The sequence below is a fragment of the Enterococcus sp. AZ071 genome, from assembly GCF_050499065.1.
GTDB lineage: Bacteria > Bacillota > Bacilli > Lactobacillales > Enterococcaceae > Enterococcus_A > Enterococcus_A ferrettii.
The window spans coordinates 381,379-405,344 of record NZ_JBIPAS010000001.1 but is presented as its reverse complement, the minus strand read 5'-3'; the positions used below and the strand labels follow the sequence as shown (position 1 = coordinate 405,344).

The 23,966-nt window shown below is 41.0% G+C and carries 20 protein-coding genes; 4 read left to right on the top strand and 16 right to left on the bottom strand.

Annotated features, from left to right (window positions below; all coding sequences use genetic code 11):
- Window positions 1–3 precede the first annotated feature (3 nt).
- Genes miaA through IGI49_RS01870 form a run of 3 tightly spaced genes read right to left on the bottom strand, consistent with a single transcriptional unit; the run spans window position 4 to window position 2,191 of the window.
- Window positions 4–924, bottom strand: coding sequence for a tRNA (adenosine(37)-N6)-dimethylallyltransferase MiaA (gene miaA / locus IGI49_RS01880; protein ID WP_207703390.1), 921 nt, complete (start codon window positions 922–924; stop codon window positions 4–6).
- A complete protein-coding gene (locus IGI49_RS01875) occupies window positions 921–1,655 on the bottom strand; it encodes a glycerophosphodiester phosphodiesterase family protein (RefSeq protein ID WP_207703389.1) in 735 nt (244 codons plus the stop codon). Before IGI49_RS01875 ends, miaA begins: the two co-directional genes overlap by 4 nt.
- A 20-nt stretch (window positions 1,656–1,675) precedes the next feature.
- Window positions 1,676–2,191 (bottom strand): hypothetical protein, encoded by a 516-nt coding sequence (locus tag IGI49_RS01870; protein WP_207703388.1) that lies wholly within the window; start codon window positions 2,189–2,191, stop codon window positions 1,676–1,678.
- 192 nt (window positions 2,192–2,383) lie between these two features.
- On the opposite strand from IGI49_RS01870, the gene clpP reads away from it, so the two are divergent.
- Window positions 2,384–2,980 carry an ATP-dependent Clp endopeptidase proteolytic subunit ClpP gene (gene clpP, locus IGI49_RS01865; protein ID WP_207703387.1) on the top strand — a complete coding sequence of 199 codons (597 nt, stop codon included), beginning with the start codon at window positions 2,384–2,386 and terminating at the stop codon, window positions 2,978–2,980.
- Window positions 2,981–3,044: 64 nt separating this feature from the next.
- Here the strand turns inward: clpP and IGI49_RS01860 are convergent, their stop codons facing one another.
- From IGI49_RS01860 to IGI49_RS01850, 3 genes are all read right to left on the bottom strand, one after another.
- Window positions 3,045–3,689, bottom strand: coding sequence for a DNA/RNA non-specific endonuclease (locus IGI49_RS01860; protein WP_207703486.1), 645 nt, complete (start codon window positions 3,687–3,689; stop codon window positions 3,045–3,047).
- A gap of 73 nt (window positions 3,690–3,762) precedes the next feature.
- The gene (locus tag IGI49_RS01855; protein ID WP_207703386.1) at window positions 3,763–4,707 is read right to left on the bottom strand and encodes an SPFH domain-containing protein; all 945 of its coding nucleotides are present in this window, start codon (window positions 4,705–4,707) and stop codon (window positions 3,763–3,765) included.
- The gene (locus IGI49_RS01850; protein ID WP_207703385.1) at window positions 4,694–4,924 is read right to left on the bottom strand and encodes a hypothetical protein; all 231 of its coding nucleotides are present in this window, start codon (window positions 4,922–4,924) and stop codon (window positions 4,694–4,696) included. Before IGI49_RS01850 ends, IGI49_RS01855 begins: the two co-directional genes overlap by 14 nt.
- Window positions 4,925–5,052: 128 nt before the next feature.
- Here IGI49_RS01850 and IGI49_RS01845 point away from each other — a divergent pair, with 128 nt between their 5' ends.
- Complete coding sequence (locus tag IGI49_RS01845; protein ID WP_207703384.1) at window positions 5,053–5,736, top strand: CPBP family intramembrane glutamic endopeptidase; 684 nt, start codon at window positions 5,053–5,055, stop codon at window positions 5,734–5,736.
- A 72-nt stretch (window positions 5,737–5,808) separates the two neighbouring features.
- Here IGI49_RS01845 and IGI49_RS01840 read toward each other — a convergent pair whose 3' ends face one another.
- Window positions 5,809–6,558, bottom strand: a complete 750-nt coding sequence (locus tag IGI49_RS01840) for a winged helix-turn-helix domain-containing protein (RefSeq protein WP_207703383.1) — start codon at window positions 6,556–6,558, stop codon at window positions 5,809–5,811.
- 376 nt (window positions 6,559–6,934) lie between these two features.
- On the opposite strand from IGI49_RS01840, the gene IGI49_RS01835 reads away from it, so the two are divergent.
- Together IGI49_RS01835 and IGI49_RS01830 are read left to right on the top strand one after the other, a co-directional pair.
- Entirely contained in the window at window positions 6,935–8,479 is a 1,545-nt protein-coding gene (locus IGI49_RS01835; protein ID WP_207703382.1) for a helix-turn-helix domain-containing protein, read from the top strand.
- A gap of 240 nt (window positions 8,480–8,719) precedes the next feature.
- Window positions 8,720–9,022 (top strand): bacteriocin immunity protein, encoded by a 303-nt coding sequence (locus IGI49_RS01830; protein ID WP_207703381.1) that lies wholly within the window; start codon window positions 8,720–8,722, stop codon window positions 9,020–9,022.
- Window positions 9,023–9,578: 556 nt separating this feature from the next.
- Here IGI49_RS01830 and IGI49_RS01825 read toward each other — a convergent pair.
- The 9 genes from IGI49_RS01825 to IGI49_RS01785 all read right to left on the bottom strand — a co-directional run bounded on the left by IGI49_RS01825 (window position 9,579) and on the right by IGI49_RS01785 (window position 23,925).
- Window positions 9,579–10,310 (bottom strand): DUF1266 domain-containing protein, encoded by a 732-nt coding sequence (locus IGI49_RS01825; RefSeq protein WP_207703380.1) that lies wholly within the window; start codon window positions 10,308–10,310, stop codon window positions 9,579–9,581.
- Between the two features lie 262 nt (window positions 10,311–10,572).
- Window positions 10,573–11,343 carry a winged helix-turn-helix domain-containing protein gene (locus tag IGI49_RS01820; protein WP_207703379.1) on the bottom strand — a complete coding sequence of 257 codons (771 nt, stop codon included), beginning with the start codon at window positions 11,341–11,343 and terminating at the stop codon, window positions 10,573–10,575.
- Between the two features lie 39 nt (window positions 11,344–11,382).
- Window positions 11,383–12,723, bottom strand: coding sequence for a hypothetical protein (locus IGI49_RS01815; protein ID WP_207703378.1), 1,341 nt, complete (start codon window positions 12,721–12,723; stop codon window positions 11,383–11,385).
- A gap of 13 nt (window positions 12,724–12,736) precedes the next feature.
- Window positions 12,737–13,396, bottom strand: a complete 660-nt coding sequence (locus IGI49_RS01810; RefSeq protein ID WP_278253117.1) for a CatB-related O-acetyltransferase — start codon at window positions 13,394–13,396, stop codon at window positions 12,737–12,739.
- Window positions 13,397–13,553: 157 nt separating this feature from the next.
- Window positions 13,554–13,838, bottom strand: a complete 285-nt coding sequence (locus tag IGI49_RS01805) for a hypothetical protein (protein WP_207703376.1) — start codon at window positions 13,836–13,838, stop codon at window positions 13,554–13,556.
- Between the two features lie 38 nt (window positions 13,839–13,876).
- Window positions 13,877–16,525 carry a glycosyltransferase gene (locus IGI49_RS01800; protein WP_207703375.1) on the bottom strand — a complete coding sequence of 883 codons (2,649 nt, stop codon included), beginning with the start codon at window positions 16,523–16,525 and terminating at the stop codon, window positions 13,877–13,879.
- A gap of 43 nt (window positions 16,526–16,568) precedes the next feature.
- Entirely contained in the window at window positions 16,569–17,276 is a 708-nt protein-coding gene (locus IGI49_RS01795; protein ID WP_242704471.1) for a winged helix-turn-helix domain-containing protein, read from the bottom strand.
- Between the two features lie 34 nt (window positions 17,277–17,310).
- On the bottom strand, window positions 17,311–18,012 hold the full coding sequence (locus IGI49_RS01790; protein WP_207703374.1) for a class A sortase: 702 nt from the start codon (window positions 18,010–18,012) through the stop codon (window positions 17,311–17,313).
- Between the two features lie 108 nt (window positions 18,013–18,120).
- Entirely contained in the window at window positions 18,121–23,925 is a 5,805-nt protein-coding gene (locus IGI49_RS01785) for a MucBP domain-containing protein (RefSeq protein WP_429963147.1), read from the bottom strand.
- Window positions 23,926–23,966: the final 41 nt, after the last annotated feature.

Genomic DNA, 23,966 nt, shown 5'->3' with positions numbered 1-23,966 from the left:
GACTTATCCCTCCTCGAGCCATTGCGCAATGGCTGATTCTATTTTTACGGTCTCATCCGAGTGCTGAACTAAATCAAACCAGTAGACCGGCATCCGATTACGAAACCAAGTCAGCTGGCGTTTAGCGTATCGTCTGGACTGTTGCTTCACATCTTCAACAGCCTGCTCTAACGATAGCTCCCCTTCGAAAAAGGGAAAGAATTCTTTATAGCCAATGCCTTGAGCAGCTTGCTGATCCTTGAAAGGGAACAGCTTCTCGGCTTCTTCCAGTACACCCTGTTGCATCATTAAATCCACCCGTTGATTAATTCTCTGATACAAGACCGTACGATCCGTATCAAGTCCGATCAAATACGCATCATACAATAATTTCGGTGTTTCTTTCGGAGTTAAAATTGAATGTCCAGTAAGCTGATAAACTTCTAAAGCTCGAATAACCTTTTTCAAATTATTAAAATGGATTTTCTCAGCTGCCAAAGGATCCAGTGCTGCCAGCTTCTCCCACAAGGCTTGCTTGCCATGCTCTTCAGCAAAAGCGGCATATTTTTCCCGCAATGAAGGATCTTCCTGCTGGTTCTCATTGCCCAGCTTATAATCCCACAATAAAGATTGAATATAAAGTCCAGTGCCGCCTACAACAATTGGCAACTTCCCCCGTTGGTAAATCTCTTCAATTTTTTGTCTCGCAGCAACTTGAAAATCAGCTGCAGAATAGCTTTCAGTGATGTCGCGCACATCAATTAGATGATGAGGAACCCCTTCCATCTCTTCTGAGGTTACCTTGGCCGTACCTATATCCAAGGTACGATATACCTGCATCGAATCACCGCTGATGATTTCTCCATTAAAACGCTTAGCAAGTTCAATACTTAAGCTAGTCTTGCCAACAGCTGTCGGACCAACAATTGCGATTACTTTCTTCATCGCTTGATCCTGCTTCGTACTCGATGTGCCTTTTCCGGAAAGTCGGTAAACATCCCATCCACATTCAGATCCATACATTCAATCATCGATTGATAGAGATTGACTGTCCATGGACGAATCGGCTTCGGATAGCTCCCCACCATCGCTAAATTCTCTTGTACCCACTCATAGCTGGGATGAATGCCTTCGATAAAATCAATTTCTAAAGCCGCTTCAACCTTTGCCCGAGATTTCTTTAAAATCAAATCCAGCTGAGCCTCGGCTTCAATCTCGTGCATAATTCGCAAAGATTCCAGATTGAAGCTGGAATACCAGTAAGTAAACGGCCAATCACGACTCTGCATGACCTCTGACAATGCGGCTTCAATATTAGGATAATGGTACTTATCAGTTTTAATTTCAATGTTCAAAATTCCACGATATTGCATTTGCAGCAACAGGTTCAATACCTCCTGCAAAGTCGAAATTTTAGTAGCTTGATACTTTTTCGCAAACCAGCTGCCCGCGTCCAACTTCTTGATTTCCTCCAAAGTCAATTCGCGAACCAGCCCTTTACCATTAGTTGTTCGTTCCACACTTTCATCGTGAATCACGACCAGGTGCTTGTCTTTTGTCAAATGAACATCCAGCTCAATGCAATCTGCTCCTGCCCGTACAGCTTCTGCAAAGGCCGGCAAAGTGTTTTCTGGATGTGTTCCGCTGCTTCCACGGTGGGCCATAATTAAGGTCACGTAGTCTCACCTCTTACTTTTTACTTTACGTCAAAATAATGGAGTGGTTTTTTCGTCAGCTTACTTAACTGATTTTTCTTTTCATTAATGATTCCCACCAATTCGTCAGAAAAGGATTCCATCACGACACGACCACCCTTATAGGTGTAGCCTCCCATTTTTACGGTTTCTTCCGGCGACAAAATAGACTTCCGCTGCGAAATATTTTTGAAGAACTCTTCAATTAAATAGTTTGGCAAGTAAAAATTATTTTGTGCTGCAAATGAGTGAAGATAGATGAAGTCATCAATAGTAATATAACAATCATCAAAAGAATTGAAACGGGCATAGTCTTCCATTAAAACATTCCGTTTTCCTAGCACTTCATTTATTTTTTTATTCAGAAGATTCAATGTTTCAATTTCTTTCACCCGATGTTCCAGATCTCTTTTACGAATATCTTTTCTTTCTATATATCTGAAAAAAATAACAGCAGCAATTCCGACAATAGCTGCTCCGACCAATACGCCCAATAAGCCGATCAACGCTGTTTTCATTTTGTTCCTCCTCATTGTTTATGCGTTATTAATAGTAACATATTTTCCACTATCTGCGATAGCATTCAAACGTCAAAAAACAAAACTAAAATATTTGACCAAAACTGACCATTGGTGTATACTTTCTTTTAGGATTTAGCCTTTGAATGTGCTAAACTAATATATGACTACATTTTACAAGGAGGATTCACTATGAATTTAGTCCCTACAGTTATCGAACAATCATCCCGCGGTGAACGGGCCTATGACATTTATTCACGTCTATTAAAAGACCGCATCATCATGCTAAGCGGACAAGTAAATGACGATATGGCAAACTCAATTATCGCTCAATTACTTTTCTTGGATGCTCAAGACTCTGAAAAAGACATCTACCTTTACATCAACTCTCCAGGAGGAAGCGTATCTGCTGGTTTAGCGATCTTTGATACGATGAACTTTGTGAAAGCTGATGTTCAAACTATCGTTTTAGGTATGGCTGCATCAATGGGAAGCTTCTTATTGACTGCTGGTACCAAAGGTAAACGGTTTGCATTGCCAAACGCTGAGATCATGATTCACCAACCACTTGGCGGTGCACAAGGTCAAGCGACTGAAATCGAAATTGCGGCTCGTCACATTTTGAAGACCCGCGAACGTTTAAACAACATTTTGGCTGAACGTACTGGCCAACCAATCGAAATCATCGAAAAAGATACTGACCGTGACAACTTCATGACTGCTGAAGAAGCAAAAGCTTACGGCTTGATTGATGAAGTTATGGAAAACAAAGGTTCATTAAAGGGATAAACTGATTAAGGCCGAGACGTTTTGTCTCGGTTTTTTGTTTTGCACAAAAAAGTGAGTAGTCAGCCTACTCACTTTTCTGTGAACGTCCCGTTTGGTAATCAATCGTTACGCTCTCTTGGATATTATAAATGAAGACGTTATATGAAACCTCATCATCCTCGATACTCTGTGCTTCCAACTGAACCCCGCGGGCAACTAATTCATCCCCCTCAAAATAGGGAGTCACCCGATAGCGTACATGATTTCCAGTCTTCTTTAGGTAGTCGGCTACTTGATTCTCATAGACCGTCATTCCCGGTGAATTCAGGCTGCTGGTTGCAGTCATTAAATTCTTCAGATTATTATTCTCCCCAGTTAGCCGAAAAGCAATTAAGTGCGCACGGTTGTATAAAGGCTGATCCTGATAAAACTTCTGTTGCCACCCCGTCGGCTTCACATATAGCCGCTCCCGTTCTTCTTTAGGAAATAAACTCTTATGCAGCATACCATCTGCTCGACCCACCCGGTTCAAGCTGTCTAAATCCGAAAACTGAGTACCCAGCGGCATTTTCAATTCTTCTTCAGTAAAATTCGGCTGATTATGATTCAGCTGAATGATCTGATGTTCTCCGTCATACGCAGGTATCTCAGCTAATTGTGCAAGTTCAACATTTTTTACCGAAGTATCTTCGGTGTGTTCCTGTGTATATAAGCCATATAAAGCAGCTATAAGCAATACGACACTGGTTAGAATCGTTACAGGAGTCTGCTTTTTACGTTTCTTTGCGATGGTGCTTCAACTCCTATTTGGTTTTTTGCCAAATTTCTTTGATTGCTGGCACATTCCCCAATTCAGTTAAATTGCTAGGCATAATAACGGTGTTGCTATTGTTTTCAACTACGTGTTTGAAGGCTTCAATACCTAGGTAGGCAATCATTTCTTCTGTCAATCCACTTTCAGAAATCGCTTGGTTGATTTCCTTGATCTTTAATTTTTCTGCTTCAGTAATCAACTTGATTCTTTCTGCCTCTGCAACAGCATCCATTTTAGTCCGTTCTGCCCTTGCCTGAGCGTCAATCTTCGTTTGCTTAGCCCGTGCTTCAGCATCAATTTGCATTTCTGAGGCTTTCGCTTCGGATTCTAAAATCACTGACTGCTTTTTACCTTCTGAAATTGTAATCAAGGATTCCTTGTCACGACTGGCGGTAATTAATTTGTTCATAGAATTGATGATTTCATTAGAAACCGAGATTTCTCCAATATTAATCCGGTCAATCGATAAGCCGTAACCAGCAGTGATGTGCTTCACACTTTCATACAAGCTCATGTTGATTTCTTCCGTTCCATTTAACACTTCATTCAATTCCATTTTCCCAATAATTCCCCGCAGGTTCGATTGACAATCCTGAATCATGGAAGTAACTGCATCCTCATTATCATAAACAAATGCACGTGCATCTGTTACATGATATTTAATAGCTTCATCAATCTCAACAATTACGTTATCCCGCGTAATCACACTTTGCGGTTCAATCTGGATCGGTGTCTGCTTCAAAGAAACACGGCGACGTACATGATACAATACTGGTATTAAGAAATGCAAGCCTGGATCCAAAGACCGCACATATTTCCCAAAGCTTTCAACAACCTTCACTTCCCCCTGATGAACAATGACCACCATTCTGGAAATCACAAACAACACAACAACGACTAAGAATAAAAACAAGATGATATTAAAAATTATCAATGTAGTTCACTTCACTTTCTGTTTTTTCATTATTAACGACGACCAATAGTTCTCGACTAGTAAAATCAATCACCTCTAACATGCTTCCAGCCTCCGGTATCCCTTCAACTACTTTGTAATCGTACCAGCTGCCTAATATCTGAATGATACCAGTCTGCCTGTTGGTCTTACTGCGAAAAAGAGCACCTATTGCCTTTTGCATTTGATAATCCGCCACTATTCATCGACTCCTTTTTACTAGTATACCAAAGAAGTTTTATTAAACAGGTCATTTTTTGAAAAATTGCATATAGCTTTACATATTTCTGGAAATTTCTTACTATTAGGAAAATAAGGAGGAACAGCATGGAACAATCGAAAAAACAATGGTGGGCCTTATTAATTATTCCCATCGAATTACTTATAGGCGATTATATTTTTCCCCTCTTTTCTATTACGAGCAAACCGATTCCTGCTCTGATTCTCACTACATTACTCTTTGGTACCGGCTTTGCCGTAATGATTTATATTTTTAAGGACTTTTTAAAAGCACAATGGCGGTTGTATCGCCACAAACTATTTTGGAAGCTGCTAATCAGTATTTTTCTGGTTGCCGGAGCCTTTCTGCTCTTGCATCTGGTTCGAGAACTAATCCCTGCGCATCTGCTAACAGTTAAAAGTGATTCTTCTGATACTGGTGCTCAATTATCCGCAGGATGGGCACTTTTGGCAGCTTTAATCCCCTTTATCGCACCATTCGCTGAAGAACTAACCTTCCGTTACCTATTATTAGGAAAGTTCACTAGCCGGGCAGTTAGGGGTGTTATGCTGATAGTACAAGGCATTCTTTTTGGCTTGATACATATCAGCAACTTTAACGGCAATATCTATGGAACGATTCCTTATATGGTAATTGGGATTTACTTTGGCGTAATTTACCTAGTATTTAACAACATCTGGGGGTCAATTATGGTTCACTGGATGTTCAACTCGATGAATTCGATTTTCCCTGCATTACTACTGTTTATCTTAAGCTTTTTTGGCGTTTAAGATAAACGAATAAACCCGGTATCCTGATTACGTGATTGCAATCAGGATACCGGGCTTTTTTTAGATTTTAAATCAATACTCTTCTATAGCTACTTCTTTCAATTCTTCTACATTTCTCATTTCATTAACCCTATTTATTTCTTCCAAAATATCCGGTGACAAACGGTAACCATATCCCCAGATCGTTTCAATAGCCTCTTCCTCAAATCCACCTTTCTCTAATTTGTGTTTTACACGCTTAATCAACAACGACAGCTGGGATAAATGAGAGTTATTAGGCACATCGTTCCACAAAGCCTCACACATCTCTTGGCGAGAAACAGATTCACCCTGTGACTCGGTTAGACGCTGCAGCGTTTTTTTCTCCATTTTTGAGAACTTAATTTTAATGTCCCTTAAGTTCCTCTTTTTCATTTGATGAATGAGGTCTGTTTTGTGTGGATAACAACCTACTGTCCCCAGTTTTTCAACAAGCTGCTCCCTGAGTTGGTCCAACGTGTTTCCCTCGACTAGATAATCATGTATCCCAATTAACTTTAATTGTTCTTTTTCTTTAGCAGAAGGATCGCTGGCAAATTTACGCAACACCGCTCGGTTTTGACTCAAGAGATGTTCCAGAATTTGTTGAATCTCTTGGTTCGATATCGTTTCACTTAAAATAACCGCTTGATAAATAGGAAAGATAGGATCAATCGCATTGCCCATTAATAACTGATCCAAAAATTCAGTAGAGCAATAGACCTCATAGTTTAATCGTTGCAGCTGCTCCTGTAACTGTTGCTCAACCAGTAGATTTTTTGTTAAAACTAGAATTGAGCCCATAGTAGTTCCCCCTCGTAATAGTGATACTTTCATTCTTCGACCAGACAGCCTTCTTTTTAAAAGTAGCTGTCCTCCTCATGATGCCAGTAATAAATAGTTAATGCTTAATACTTCTTACCTTGAATTTTTTTCGGAAGGAAAGAAAGAAAAAAAGACCAACAAAGTTTGAAATCAAGCAGATTTTTTGTTAATTTATTAGTTGAGAAGAAATTAGTTTTATGAATTTTGAATTACATTCACCTGAATAATCTACCAATCTTTGAAACATGGATAGTTGTTTTTCTTTCAATCTCCCCGATCAAAATTAGTATAATTCTTTTTTTTAAAAAATGTGTATCCTGTTTTTGAAGAAAAGAGAATAAAAAGGAGAATACCCATGATTAACACACTATTATCAGAAAACAAATTTTTCAAACTCTGTATCCTTTACCGTTTTTATCAAAAAAGTAATGAACTACATACCATAAGCGATATTCAAGATAATTTAGGTGTCTACTTAGGAGTAACAGCGAAGACCACGCTCCGATATATTCATGAATTAAATGAAGAAATAGATCATCTGACGGGGCTTGACTCTTTCATCTACAAAACGGCAACCCATACTTATCAAATCAACCCAGCGTTTCTGGAGAAATCCTGTATGGTATTCAATACCATTCGATATTGCTATTTCAAGGAGTCGATCCCTTTCCAGGCTTGTTTGCAGCTCGTTATTGAAGGTGATCTTAGTATTAACGATCTCTGCGACTCCTTAGCAGTCAGTAGATCTTATGCTTACAAAGTCATACGAAACTTAAATAAATCACTAAAAAAATTCGATATAGCAATCACACAGGGCAACGATAAAAAACTAACTTTTGAAGGCAACGAAGTAAATATTCGATTGTATGTATATAATTTTTTTATCTCTTGTGTTCCAAATTCTATCTGGTTGTTTCCAGTTGAAAAAGAAACGATTCAGAGACAGGTCCAAAAAATAGCCGCTAACCGGAAACTGTCAGAGTATTCCTTGAACAATTTATTGATTTTGTTTGGGATTTTGCATTGTCGTCTATCCAATGGGTTCTTGTTAAACAATCAAGAATTCGAAGTTTTGAGAAATTACTTTGAGCTCTCCCGTTTAGATTCCTTTGATTGTACTGACTACTTTTCTACTTACTGCAATGACCAGTTGAAAATAGCAAATGAGGAATTGGCTTTTAGCTTTTTTGTTCAGATTTTTCTAAATGATATTGTTTCAATTGATAAGATCTATCAAATAGCGGATCGGATTATCGCTGAAGACTCCACCATATATCAATTCATTGGACAGTTTATCAGCGATTATTCTGCCGACTTAAAAATTAGTCTGACCCAGCAGCAGTACAGACAGATTATTTATTACTATTATCTATTTTTTACCTTTTCCATTTCAGCTACTCGTGTGTATCTTTTAGATATTTGGAATCTGAATACGTTGGATTTTGAGCAATTACCTTACGTAAACGAACCCGTCCAACTTTTAGAGGCCGACGATAAAAAACAAAAGGAAATTGAACAAATATACACTAAGTTAATAAATGACCCGCGATTCACTAGTATCCGTGAATTACTATTGGATAATAGTAATGTTAAGTACTTTATCAGCCTAACCTATATTCAATTAAGTATTCTTGATACTTCTCAAGTATCTATCTACCTGCATTTTATAAAGAACTATATCACTAAAAAATTTCTCAAAGAAAAATTACAGCTGATTTATCAAAATGGCCTGCTAAATTTTGTTGACGACTACGAAAATGCTGACATCATTATTACTGACAATCCAGAATATCTTAATGGTGACTATCGGATTGTTTTAGTCAATAACATCTTTGATCCGGTACAGTTTCTTCATATAATGAATGCTGTTAATAACGAAATACTCACTATTCTCAAGTAACATCTTAGCGTTTCTAAAGCTAAAATCCCTAGCCAATCATCGTCAGTAAAGATAGCTGGGGATTTTACTTATCACTTTATTGTTTTACATTCAGTTGCCGTTTCTCTTAAGTTTTTTTAACATTTAGATTCAAAACGAACAATTTTGTCACATAGAAGCAAATCAATGTATTTTATTTAAACGTACTGATATGTTTGATAGTATCATTTTAGTATAAGTAAAATCTCAGGAGGTTAGATCATGAAGCGAGAGGAAAAGGTTACGCAAATGATGGATCAGATTAGTGCTGCTTATGCAGATGAAGCAGTCAAGCAAAGACCTGAGCTGCAGGATATTCTATTAGAAAATGCAGCGCTATTAGAAAAGAATGGCGAATACCAGCTGGTCGCCACTAAACTTTGCAAAGCTATCTCGTGGTATTATCTTTCCTACCGACAAGATTTTCCTAAGGCTATCGGCATTCTTTATAATCAAGTAAAAGGCGAAGCAGTGAAATATGATGCAGTTGCCATTAGTGCATTGATGATGCCGCTCTGGTTTTAGTTTATATATAAAGCAAGAACATGTTGCCGATTGTGGCACCATGTTTTTTAATTTCTACAGCTTAAAACAACTCAAATAGCCGACAAAAAAAGCGAGATCGGCTATTCTTATTTTATCAAATTAGCATGCTATCCTGCTTACGATGATCCCGAATAAATTCAGGATAGCTCTCTTACACGAACTATTCTTACTCTTTCATAATTCTAACAAAGACTGAATTAGCAGGCACTGCTCAAAATCATTCCTTCTATCTATAAGAGCTTATTGAAACTCGCTCTTATCCAAACTATGAACACTTATCAAAAAATCAGATTGTTGTCTGATATCGTGTTTCTCATAAAAACACTATGTACTTATTCTAATTCTGCCTGTATCAAACCAAATTTTTATACTGCATCTCTTTCACGCAATTTTTGAAACGTTTCGCTTTTTAAGTAATTGCACGCTTACAAAGAAAGTCGTGGATAATAAACCAATTACTCCAAGTGTTAGGTTTATTCTAACTTTTGAAAACTGGTAAACCATCCACGGCTTTTTTCGATATTGAAATAATTTACTACGAATATAGATTCCATTTTAAATATTGCCAGGGACTATTACTTTTGTGAATAAGATTTTTTATGTCTCCTTCAAATTGTTTTCTACTAAATCCCGTATTAAACTTTACTATTGCTTCTTGATCCAACAACCGAGTGCCATAGTGCTCCCAGCCCTCGAATTTTTCTTGAACTTTTGGTATTAGTTCCTCAAAAATCGCTAACACTTGATCTTTTTGAAGCAGACTAGTATCCACAGCAGAAACTAAAGCCATTGCCGCTATTCCAATTTCCAAGGCCGTAAAATTTATCTTCGAGTGGGCGGCTTCAGAAGACTCGCTAACTTCTCGCAGTGAAAGTAATTGAATATCCGCAGCTTGTAAACTAGCTTTGGCAACAATTAATGCTTCTTCACCCGAAAAAATATTAAAACTCGTTTCTTGTTGCACTTTCAAACTCCGAATATCTTCCTCATTTAAATTAGCAGTTTCCCCAAAACAAAGTAAATGTAAAATCGGTTGATCCTCAAAGTCAACCTCTTCTTTTTTGAATAAACTAAACCAGTCTAAAAAAAGCACTGCACGAAATGGTGCCGCAAGACACGCAGCAAACATTTCTGTGTACGTTAGATCAGCTATAGTATCTCTGGTTCTTTGGTCTTGCTCTCGTTTTTCTTGTTCAACTTCTTTCCTAGCTTCTTCTTTACCTTCTTTGAACGGCTTGATGATGTATTCTTTGATAATTTCAAACAAAAATCCCTGCCCCTTTCACTTTGTTACGCTGCTAAATCATTGGTATTAAATAACCTAAAAACAAATGAAAGCTTGAATATTTACGTGGCATTCTTAATTCAATCTTACCATAAACAGGATTCAGCCTCGACCTAGCTATTGAACTAGTACAGTCCGATAACTATTTCTGTCAAATATAAGTCGTCGATAGTATACATCAATTCTAACAACGAGATTTTTTTCTCTAGCCACTTTACTATCTCACTGTTACATTCTTTTTTTATCAAATCAGCATACTATCCTGCTTACGATGATCCCGAATAAATTCAGGATAGCTCTCTTCTGCTTGATCAGTACTTAAATAAGTATAAAAATCAGGATTCAGCCCATATCCTTGGCCCCACTTGGTGATAATCGTGTCTCCTTGATAACCAGCTGCCTTGAACTTATTCTTAATCTTCGTAGTGATACAAGAAAGCTGACTGCGATTCGAATCCGTCTCTCCTTCAGACCACAGCACTGCACAAATATCACTGCGAGGGATTAATATTCCTTTCGCTTCCAACAACATCTTGAACAGCCGTTCTTCCTTCTTAGAAAAATAAATTCGACCTGCCGAAGTTTCCATGGTTCGATTCTCAATTTTATCAATCGCTGGAGATTCCAGCTTTTTATTTTCGTGTAGCTCTTTGTAAAAGGCATTTTGCAACCGGACTAATTCTTCCCGGAATCCATCAAAGGAAAGGGATTTTGCCAGTCCACCAGTGACCCCCAACTCCTGCCAAACTCTTAGTTCTTCTTCATTCGGTTCATCCATCACCAAACGAACCACGAGACTATTGGTTTGATCAATGTAAGGGAGAAACTTCTCGATCTCTAAGTTGCTGATGGTTTCACTTAACATAATAACCGGGAAAAAATCGGTGATTGACAATAATTTTAGATTTCTGAAACTCTCTTTTGAACAAAACACTTCATAGTCCAACAGTTGAAGCTGCTTTTGAAGCTGTTGTTCAGCTAAAATATTCTTGGTGAGAATCAGTACTTTATACACTTGTTCACACTCCTCGTTAGTCTCTGACTGTACAAATAGCTACTCTTGGTTTTCCGGATTCGCTTTACTAAAGCTTCCGTCTCTTGCCAGTCCATTTATTTTTAGTACCTCAGTGAACTTCTCCTTATCTGAAGCAGTCACTATATACTTATCTTCTAAATAGGTTAAGAATTCTTGTAAAGTTGTCGCTTCTGATTCCAGCATCAGGGTATACAGAATACCGAAGTTTACTTGATGCATCGCTTGTTCCGATCGCTCTTCATCTAAGTAGCGTTCAGAAATATGAAAAGCTTCATCCGTCGATCCGGTGTCTAACAAGTCATAGAGAACCTGTTGAACGGTGAGATTGGTTGATTTCCCAAATAACCGATTCACTCCCTGATGATCATCCTCCTGCACTAACGTATCCCTTTCTGCGAGACTCTCAGGAGCCGCAAAAAACTCACCTGCAAATAACGCCCAGCCCTCCTTATAACTAATCTTTGGATCTGAATTGACCCCATAATGACTATCATACTCGCCGCCAGGCATTGCGAAGGTTGTATACATAGTCCAATGCGTCCACTCGTGCATAATATTGTGCATCAGCTTCTTTGTCTCAAAGTTCTTGTCACTGCGGTCACCCATCACAATGTCGGGAATTGCACGATTATCATGCCCATTGCGAGAAAAAGCATTGCTCTTATCAAGATATTTTCCCTGTTCAAAATTGATATTGATCGGTTTTATTGTGAACTTGGCAGTGTCAGGAAGTAATTTGCGTGCCTGCTTTACGGCATTCGCTTGCGCCTGAACAGCTTGATCAAAATAGTCATTGATTCGGGCAGCTTGGAAATTATAGAAAAAGGTCTCTTCCTGTTTCTCTTTTCCAAACAACACCTGATGATTGGAATAATTAATTGTATTATCGCTACCTAATCTCAGTGTAAAAACAAAGCTGTAGGGCTTTTTATTATATTTTTGCACGTAGCCTCTTTGATCATTGCCTAAGATATAGCCTATTTTCAATGAAGCTCCTTCTAAAGGAATCTTGCGCAGTGCTACATCCTTTATTTCTCCCTGGTTATTGGTTACCCCTTCGTGCAAAAACACTTCTTGCTCTTTCGTGACTAAACGAATAGTGTACCGGGTATTAGGTAACGGAACTGGAACAGAGTCCTCTGCACCATCTGTCACCCTCAGATAAAACCGTTTGAGCTGAACGGTCCGTGTTTTTTTTCTCTTTTTTCTTTTAGTACTGGTTTCTTCTGGATAATCGGCTGCGGCTTCGCCTGTTATGTCTACTGGGTCAAGGCAATCGGCGTCTTTTGCTTGCGTTATCAGTTGAAAGGCAAAGAAAAAAATGAGCAGCAGTAGGATGGATATTCCCTTCTTTTTCACAGGATCCTCTTTCCTATTCTTCAGCAGCCTTCAGAAAATCATCAATTGTCGTTACGGTTGGCGTAAAGGGTTTTACTTGCTGCTGATCAATTAATTGTTTCACCTTACTGATAAAATCTTCGATCGATTCGTCTCCCCGGATCGTCGAAAACTGGCCAAAATCATACTGCCACCACTTTAATTGAAGCAGCTGCTGAATACATTCAGGCGAAAAACGGAAGTTGATGATTTTTGCCGGACATCCTGCAACAATTGCATAAGGCGGGACATTCTTTGTAACAATTGCATGCGCAGCAATCACTGCCCCATCGTGAACCTTAATCCCTTTTGAACTAAACGTAACGTTCTCACCGATCCAAACATCATTGCCAATGTCAATTGGCTGACGTCGTAACTGATTCGGTGAAGGTTCAAATTGATTGGTCCATTTTTCCTTATAGGTATTCAGAGAAATGTTCTTGGTTTCATACGTAATCTGTGAGGTGGTGAAGCGATCCATTGGATGATTCGGCCCCATCCGGCTTACACCCGGGGCAATCGAAGAGTAACGGCCAACGATTGTGTCCACTGGCAGATTACTGCGACTGTAACTGAAAGCTCCCATGGTGTGCAGATAAGTGCCCTTAACAAAGATTGAAAAGGGCTCAATCGCCACTGTACTATTCACAAACATCGGATCCTTCCCATGTACAAACCGGTTTTCTCGTGTGGTTAGTTTGGTAAAAATATCTCGTTCTACCAAAAGTCGATCCAACCCTTTGGAAAAAATAAATTTGTGGGTTCTCTGACGTTTTTTTATTACAACAACCTCCTTTCCCACTGACTACTAATCAGGACCAGCGCCCCCGTTTTGGCCCCGCATTGTGAATGTATTTCTTCGCATCTTTTGGAATCCTCTGGGGAGAATCATCAGTATCCGCCTCCCAAGGATAAAGACCATTTTCATCCTTTTGGTAGCTATCTTCCACTGCATCCAATTCATCATAGGAGCGATGCTTTTTTAGTCGTTGCTTTAAAAAGGTAATAAAGGTTACTGTGATGAAAAGAATCAAGATCAGCTTTCGCATCCCTAAATTTTTTATCACTTCAAGAATGAGTTGTCCAAGCTCTGCCATTTCAATCCCTCTTTTCACGGCCTGTCTGTATGCGTCTACTATTGAACGTCATATTTTCCACTGTATAAGTCATTGATAAACTGCTTGGCTTCCGTATCCAAATAGGTACTTCTTTTGAGGAAGTAGAGCGAATAGCCTGTCTGGTCGAATAGCCGGGTCGGCGCATACCTTCCACGTTTGATCATGGCCGCATAGCGATTCAGATAAATCGCTAAAATGTCTTCTTTGCGCTTTTGCGGCACTTCTTCCAAACTAAAAACAAAACGAAAGACCTCTGCATAAATTTTCATCGCATCTCGTGGGGGTGTGCCGATTTTCGAAAGGGAAACCGTATCCCACTCGCCGCAGAAATAGTAGTCCTTCATATTCCCTAAAAACGCAATCTTGCGAACCACCGCATAAAGCTTCATTGAAAACCAATTGTCTTCACGTACCCTAATCTTGGTTGGGAATTCCAACTGATACCGATCCACAACTTCTTTACGCATCAGCTTGCCAACGATGTTCAAGCTGTTGTACAGCTTAGTATCAAGGAAATCCACTCCTTTGATAGCTGTAGGTGATTGGAAGCACGAACGACCAAGTGCGCGACGACTGCCCTCTGCTCGGAAATAAGGCATACAAACCAAATCCGTTTCTTCCTCCTCGATTGCCAATTGGTACGCATCCTCCAAGGCATGAGGGGTAAGGTAATCATCCGAGTCCACGAAGACCACCCATTTCCCTTTGGATTGCTTCAATCCTAGGTTTCTAGGCACAGACGCACCGCCAGAGTTTTCCGCTAAACGCAGCACCCGCAAATGGTCAAAGTGTTCCTGGAATTCCTCAACCACCTTCACCGTCTGATCCGTCGAAGCATCATCGACCACAATCACTTCAAACTGTGAGTGATCAAGGGTTGAGTGCGCCAATTGAGTCAAACAATTGGCCAGTTCTTTTTCCCGATTGTAAACCGGAATAACCACAGAAATAGCCAGTGACTCTTCCTCTGAATTCTCAATAACTTCTAAATCCTCATCCGCTTCGTTAATCACTGCCTCAGTAACTTCTTCTGTTGAACTGTACACCTGATAATTAATCAACCCCGATAAGAAATGTTCCGCATCATCAATCCGCATTCGGCACCGATCATGACGCACATAAAAACCGCCAACAATCGTTTCCGGCTGGGCAAAGAACATCGCAAGCTCCGGCCACATTGTTCCCGTTCTTAATTCATGGATGGCTCGCTTCTCCATCACGCTCTTTAGCCAAGTGAATTCTTCAGAGCTAAACAGCGGCTCTTCAAAAGCAATCTCTTGAATCCGATCGAACATTTTAACTGCCGCCACCACCAGTTCCAACATCGTTGGATAAGCGGTATCTCTTTTCTCAATAAAGGCTAAATTCTCCAAGGCATTCCGAATCCCAAACTCAAAATACTTTCGTTTCGGTAGGTAAGTCGTCAGTTCATTGACTGAATAACTCAGCCAATGATCATGGTATCGTTCATACCTTTTTTGAATAAAGTGATTCATTAACAGCTCCGCCAGGTCCAGCCATTCTTTTTTACCGACTAATGGGTAGGCCCGCATAATCGCAAACAACGCTTCCCCATCGTAATAAATAATCCTGAAGGCTTCGCTCTCTGTTAACTCTTCATTCAAAACGTGAGCGGTCGCTCCATCTTCTGCAATAAACGACTTCATCCCATTCAAGAACTGTTTAATGGAAGGTAAAAACTGTTGATTGCCAGTGACTGTCTGATACTTGGTCAAAGCCAAAATGACCATCGCCTGAGCCCCCAGCTTTAATTCCTCGCCATCAACTACATAGTAGGCATCCTCTGTCACCTTGGTCAGATGCATAAGTCCCCATTGCAGACCTTGCTCGATCTTTTCTAGGAAATCAGCACTAGCCAATTCCTGCTCTTGCAAATAGTCATAGGCCTCCAGCAGCGCATATAGGCTGGAATAATGTCGGACACTGTTGTAGCTGTTAATCGTTCTACCACGTACCGGAAAGTACCCATAGATAAACTTCCCCGTTTCGGTAATCTGATCCACCAAGTATTGAGCCCCACGCCGAATGCCCTGCTCCAAGATGGTCCACTGATTGTCTGCATCAATTTTCCGTACACCCTGTCCATAGCCCTCCATTTCCATGGAATAAATGTTTTCATTTTCAATGAAGACGCCCTTCTTTGTGAAAAATGTCCACTCTTCCCCAAAATGAATCTGTGGATTCACGTCATCCTTCTGATCGCGGTAGTGGTTATATTTTTGGATATTCTCTTCACTACTCATTAAACGCGCATCTCTTCTAGCTATTCGATGCTCTGGATGAGGAACCAGCAGCGCATTCCCAGTAATTTCTTCAGGTAAAAAGATTGAACAAGGATCTTCATTGAAGGACACACCATAAGGAAAATAATTATTCCGCTGTGTTTGAAAGATGGCCTGTTGTCCTTCTTTTGCACTCACCTTCTTCACTGTGTTCAGTCTTTCAATTTTTACCCATTTGGGAAAAATTGAAAAGGCATCTAAATACTTTTCTATTTTTAGCCAGCCCTGTTCAAAATTATCGCTGCTAGTCTGCCAAACCTGTCCCCGTTTATTTTCCGAACAGGTAGTCACAAAGAAATGAACCGGTTCATTTTTGGCTTGGTCAAACAATTTTTTTCTTGCTTCTGCTAACTCTTTTCTCACACCATCACCTTACTTCTTTTTTTAAGATTGCCGCTGGTTTAATTTACTCTATAAGTTCCAGTGAAAACTCAGGCGTTAAGCAATACCCGCTGCCCCAAATGGTCCGCAGTAAGTCTTCGCTAAACCCTGATTCTTTCAGTTTTTGCTTAATTTTTTTCACTAACACGGACAACTGTGACATGCGAGAATGATTAAGCTCTTCTTTCCATAAGTAGTCGCACAGCTCCTCGCGGGAAACAATTTCACCATTGGCTTCCTGCAAATAAAGAAATACCTTCTTTTCCTTTTTCGTTAATGTCTTCAGAAAATGTTCCAGCAGCTTTTCCGTCATAACGAAATGCTGCTGGTGAGAAGCACGTTCCTGCTCTTCGGTTTGCTGCAGCAGCTCCATCTTCTCAGCCAAGCGCTCCCTCAGCTGGTCACAAGGAATATCGCCTGAAATCCATTCCTTCAATCCTAACTTCCTCAGTTGTTCCTGTTCCTCTAAAGAGGGCGCCACACTGAATTTGCGAAAGATCACAAGGTTCCCTGAGACCATTTTCGGTAAGAGTTCCGCAATTTCTCGATTGGTGATGGTTTCACTGAAGATGATCACCTGGTGGTCCACCATTACATACCCTTCTTTTCTCAATTGGTGAAAGGCTTGAACCGAGCACAGCACTTCATAATTCAACTGCTGCAATTGTTCCTGTAACTGTTGTTCTACTAAAATATTCTTGGTTAATAGTAAGATTAGCCGCATACCATTCATTCCCTCTCTTCCACATAAGCCATCTGCTGGTCCTTCAATACGATTGAATCGGAAGCTGAAAGGCTTGGGCAGCTGCTTCTGACAGCTGCTTCATCGGTGTCACTTCAATTAATTCTGCCTGAACCACCAACCGATTCGTTGCATATAAGTCCCCGCAAGTAATCAGTGTCAACAGCTTTTTCTCTGGTACGACATCCAATACCTCTGCTTTAGTTGGCACAACCTTTTCCTTTTCAATTACTTCGTATGTATACACATGGGAAAGGTCGGTTAAATAAATGAGGTCACCCAGCATGATATTCTCTAATGGCGTAAACAATAAATCCGGCTGATCCGACCGATGACTGGCTAAGGCATAATTGCCTGCACCCATCTCCTGATCAGGCGAAAGTGTACCTGCACCATAAAGCAAGGCCTCATTCGATAATCCCTTAAAAATCGGCAGCCGAATCTTCACACTTGGAATCGCAATACTGGCAATCACTGGCAGTTCTTTTTTTTCTCCAGCCAGCTGAGATTTTACCACTGCTTCTGAAGAGAGAGACTTCACTTGGTCGAAATCGAAAGTTTCTTCTTTCTGCTTGTTCTTTTCTAAGTCCCGCTTAGAAAGCTGACTAATGTCATAAACAGCACCCGTGTGACGTATGAAAAAATTGATTAGCGGTTTATTAAATAGAAGAAACAGACCCACAACGATCAGTAAAAAAGAACAAAATCGCAAAACTTTTTTCTTCATATTTTCCCTTTCTGTTAAAAAGAAGCTTGTAAGGGTAAAAAAACGAACGATCCGTCTAAAAAGATTAATTCTTTGTTCTAGAGAGATCGTTCGTTTCCTTATTACTTCCTACTCCTCTTTATCGAAAAACTCATCAATCGTGTCTTTGGTCCTGCTTTTTTTTCGTTTAAGTTTATCTTTTAGTCCCAATAATCCAAGACCTAGCAAGCCGAGCCCAGCTGCTGGATAAGCAGCTTCCTTCACATCGGCCCCTGTCTTAGGTAATGCCCCTGTCTTCGTAGTTCGACCGGTTGTCTTTTTCAGGTTTGAACTTACCTTAGGTTTACCATCGGAATCTGAATCGCTATCCGAGTCCGAATCACTGTCTGAATCTGAGTCGCTATCCGTATCTGAATCACTGTCTGAGTCTGAGTCACTGTCCGAATCTGAATCACTATCAGAATCTGAGTCACTATCCGTGTCTGAATCACTATCCGTATCTGAGTCACTGTCAGTGTCTGAATCACTGTCTGAGTCCGAATCGCTGTCAGTGTCTGAATCACTATCGGAATCTGAGTCGCTGTCCGAATCTGAATCACTGTCTGAGTCCGAATCGCTGTCAGTGTCTGAGTCACTGTCTGAGTCCGAATCGCTGTCTGATTCATTATCACCACTCACGACATCCTTAACCTTTTCACTTTCTTTCTCAGCTTCTCCAAGTTGATGTCCTTTTAGAACAACTTCGACCACATCGCCCTCTTCTAAGGTTATGCCTGCCATTCGAGCTAAGGTCTGAATGTAATCATTTAAGTCAATAGAGTAGTCGCCACCAGGAGTTACGGCATAATCAGTAATAAATAATTGACCATTAATGTAAACATCCATAGTATAGTAGCGTCCTAAATCCGTATCCTGATCTGGAATATGCCCAGTAATTACCGAGCCACCTACATAATTTGGGTTCAAGGTCGGTGGAACAACTTCCCAATCATCATAATCAACAACATCAGAATCTGAGTCGCTATCCGAATCTGAGTCGCTATCGGAATCTGAGTCACTGTCTGAATCTGAATCACTATCAGAATCTGAGTCGCTGTCCGAGTCTGAATCGCTATCCGAATCTGAGTCACTATCTGAGTCCGAATCACTATCCGAATCTGAGTCACTGTCTGAGTCCGAATCACTATCTGAGTCTGAGTCGCTGTCCGAATCTGAGTCACTATCCGAGTCTGAATCGCTGTCTGAGTCTGAATCGCTATCAGAATCTGAATCACTGTCTGAGTCCGAGTCGCTATCTGAGTCACTGTCCGAGTCTGAATCACTATCAGAATCTGAGTCGCTGTCTGAGTCTGAATCGCTATCAGAATCTGAATCACTGTCTGAGTCCGAGTCGCTATCTGAGTCACTGTCTGAGTCTGAATCACTATCAGAATCTGAATCGCTATCAGAATCTGAGTCGCTATCTGAGTCTGAATCGCTGTCCGAATCTGAGTCACTATCCGAGTCTGAATCGCTGTCCGAATCTGAGTCGCTATCTGAGTCCGAATCACTATCAGAATCTGAGTCACTATCTGAGTCTGAATCGCTGTCCGAATCTGAGTCGCTATCTGAGTCCGAATCACTATCAGAATCTGAGTCACTGTCTGAGTCCGAATCACTATCTGAGTCTGAATCGCTGTCCGAATCTGAGTCACTATCAGAATCTGAGTCGCTATCTGAGTCTGAATCGCTGTCTGAGTCCGAATCACTGTCTGAATCTGAGTCACTATCCGAGTCTGAGTCGCTATCTGAGTCTGAATCGCTGTCTGAGTCTGAATCACTGTCTGAATCTGAGTCACTATCCGAGTCTGAATCGCTATCCGAATCTGAGTCACTATCTGAGTCTGAATCACTATCAGAATCTGAATCGCTGTCCGAATCTGAGTCACTATCTGAGTCTGAATCGCTGTCCGAATCTGAATCGCTGTCTGAGTCCGAGTCACTGTCTGAATCTGAGTCACTATCCGAGTCTGAATCACTATCTGAGTCTGAATCACTATCAGAATCTGAGTCGCTATCCGAGTCTGAATCGCTGTCCGAATCTGAGTCGCTATCTGAGTCTGAATCGCTATCGGAATCTGAATCGCTGTCCGAATCTGAGTCTGAATCGCTATCCGAGTCCGAGTCGCTATCCGAGTCTGAATCGCTGTCCGAGTCTGAGTCACTATCCGAATCTGAGTCGCTATCCGAGTCTGAATCGCTGTCCGAGTCTGAGTCACTGTCTGAATCCGAATCGCTATCCGAATCTGAGTCACTTTCTGAATCCGAATCGCTATCCGAGTCTGAGTCACTGTCTGAATCTGAGTCACTGTCCGAGTCCGAATCACTGTCCGAGTCTGAATCGCTATCTGAGTCCGAATCGCTATCCGAATCTGAGTCACTATCTGAGTCCGAGTCACTATCCGAGTCCGAATCACTGTCCGAATCTGAATCGCTATCCGAATCTGAGTCACTATCTGAGTCCGAGTCACTATCCGAGTCCGAATCACTGTCCGAATCTGAATCGCTATCCGAATCTGAGTCACTATCCGAGTCTGAGTCGCTGTCTGAATCCGAATCACTGTCCGAGTCTGAGTCGCTATCTGAATCCGAATCACTGTCCGAATCTGAATCGCTATCTGAGTCCGAATCGCTATCCGAATCTGAGTCACTATCTGAGTCCGAGTCACTGTCTGAATCTGAGTCACTATCCGAGTCTGAATCGCTATCTGAATCCGAGTCACTATCCGAGTCCGAATCACTGTCCGAATCTGAATCGCTATCTGAATCTGAGTCACTATCCGAGTCTGAGTCGCTGTCTGAATCCGAATCACTGTCCGAGTCTGAGTCGCTATCTGAATCCGAATCACTGTCCGAATCTGAATCGCTATCCGAATCTGAGTCACTGTCCGAGTCTGAATCACTATCTGAGTCTGAATCCGAATCGCTATCTGAATCTGAGTCGCTATCCGAGTCTGAATCACTGTCCGAATCTGAGTCACTATCAGAATCTGAGTCACTATCCGAGTCTGAATCGCTGTCCGAGTCTGAATCGCTGTCCGAGTCCGAATCGCTATCCGAATCTGAGTCACTATCCGAGTCCGAATCACTATCCGAGTCCGAATCACTGTCCGAATCCGAATCACTATCGGAATCCGAATCACTATCGGAATCTGAGTCACTATCGGAATCCGAATCTGAGTCACTATCTGAGTCCGAGTCACTGTCTGAATCGCTATCAGAATCTGAGTCACTATCCGAGTCCGAATCACTGTCCGAATCCGAATCGCTATCCGAGTCCGAATCACTATCCGAGTCCGAATCGCTATCGGAATCTGAGTCACTATCCGAGTCCGAATCGCTGTCTGAGTCTGAATCACTATCGGAATCCGAATCACTATCTGAGTCTGAGTCACTGTCTGAATCCGAATCACTATCGGAATCTGAGTCGCTGTCTGAATCCGAGTCGCTATCTGAGTCTGAATCGCTGTCCGAATCCGAATCACTATCGGAATCTGAATCGCTGTCCGAGTCTGAGTCACTATCCGAGTCCGAATCGCTATCGGAATCTGAGTCGCTGTCCGAATCTGAATCGCTGTCTGAGTCTGAATCACTATCGGAATCTGAGTCGCTGTCTGAGTCTGAATCGCTGTCTGAGTCCGAATCACTATCGGAATCTGAGTCGCTGTCCGAATCCGAGTCACTATCGGAATCTGAATCGCTGTCCGAATCCGAATCACTATCTGAGTCCGAATCGCTATCGGAATCTGAGTCGCTGTCCGAATCCGAGTCACTATCGGAATCTGAATCGCTATCGGAATCTGAGTCACTGTCTGAGTCTGAATCGCTGTCTGAGTCCGAATCACTATCGGAATCTGAATCACTATCGGAATCTGAATCACTATCTGAGTCCGAATCACTATCGGAATCTGAATCACTGTCTGAATCTGAGTCGCTATCTGAGTCTGAGTCACTGTCTGAATCTGAGTCACTATCCGAGTCTGAATCGCTATCAGAATCTGAATCACTATCAGATTCATCATCGTCTTTTACGTATTTTATAACTGTATTTTCTGTTTGATCTTTATAGCCAGGAGGTTTATATCCTTTTTTAGGATTGTCTGGATCGACTAATTCTAAAGGGTTCCCCTCTGCATCAGTTGCTATATAGCCGTCAAAATAAGGAACTACCTGCTTGTTACTTGGGTCATCAGGAGAAAGTGCCTTTGTAGGATCATCTGGATCATTCCAATAAAGTTGTGCAGAACGATCCGGATCAATATCAACCTCGTCATCATTCGAAAACTCCCAAACATACCCTCCCATTGAGTGATAGATATAAGTCACTTCAGATAAGCCATTTCTGTCAACAATCATGTCAGAGTCTGAACTCTCGGCTTTTCCTACGTAGTAGTTCCCTTTGACAACCTCAATTTTCTCTGGAATTACAGCATCTACTTTGGTATCAACCGTTACTGAATGGCTGGTTTGATTACCAGAGTCAGGATCAATATACACATAGTGGTAAATAACTTGTGCATCCTTCGCTTCATAGACATAGTAAATGACTGAGCTACCATCCGCATTGACCTTCATGTCTTCATCGGATTCTTGACCAAGCTCAACAAAATCATAACCTTCTATTTCAATATTCTTACTAGCAATCGTTGAACCCACAGCCAATTGCTCTTGTTGTTCATCCGCGATTTCCACACCATTTTGATTAACGAAGCGATGGGTAACAGTTGCTTTGTTTGCTTGGTAAATATACGTCACAACCGATTGACCACTACGGTCCACGATCATATCTGAATCTGAAGTACTTTCATCCTTTTCTACAAATTCATACCCTTCTATTTCAATAATCTTTTCATCAATTGCTGCATCAACTTTTGTTGGTACCACATCAGATGTTATTAATTGTTGATTCCCATCCTCATCGATAGATACATAATTGTAAGTAATGGCTGCATCTTTCGCTCGATACACATACGTAGCAACAGAAGTGTTATCTTCTGACACCATATCATCTGAAAGACTCCAATTTATTTTGAAAAATTCATACCCTTCTATCGGTTCATTTCTTGCTGGATGGAGTGGTATATCTTCGTTAAATGAAGCGGCTATTGTTTCATCCGGAATGATGGATTGTCCTTTTTCATTTACATATTTAGCAGTATAGCTGGATTGCATGTATTGATCGGATAAGGGTCCGGGTATTCCTTGCAGCTCAAACGCTTCGGTACGAACGTCATTCGCTAATTGTTCATACTCTGCAGCCAGTGCTGTAACTTCTGCCGTCGTAACTGTTCCCGGTGATGAAGCGGCACCACTGATACCTGCTTGTAATCGACTATAAGGTTCATCTAATTGGTTATGATAGGTTATGCCAAATAAGCCGGAAATGCCATTTCGATAATCCTTTTGATTCCGGATAGTTATTGCTTGATTGACTGCTTCTGTTCTCGCTGCAATTGCCGGTGTAGTGGCTGCTTTTAACGCATCTGCAGCAACCTGAACGCCTCCATAGTAATTCGTAGTATCGTCTCGTTGCGCCTGCAATAATGCTTCAATTAATTGAGCAATCTCTGGTTCATTTTGAACCTGTTGAGCTAATCGTATCGCAGGTTCAACGATCTCCACTCTGACTTGCTCTTCTCGAGGTGTTTCTCTTGTCAATCCATTGGAAGCAAGATTCGTTACCCCATCGTCAATTGGATTGGTCCTTATTGTATCCACACTGGATTCCGTTACTTCTACTGTGGTTGCCACATCTTCTGCTCCTGCGACACTAGGTCCCAAGAACATCGCACCAACAATCCCACTTTTGACTACCCAATGTTTTTTAACCTTGTGTAGTCGATATCTTTTGTGAACATTCTGATTTTTCTTTACAACATACACATTTTCCTTCAACCCTAAACCTCCTCTTTAGAAAAAGGCTGCACTAATAAAGA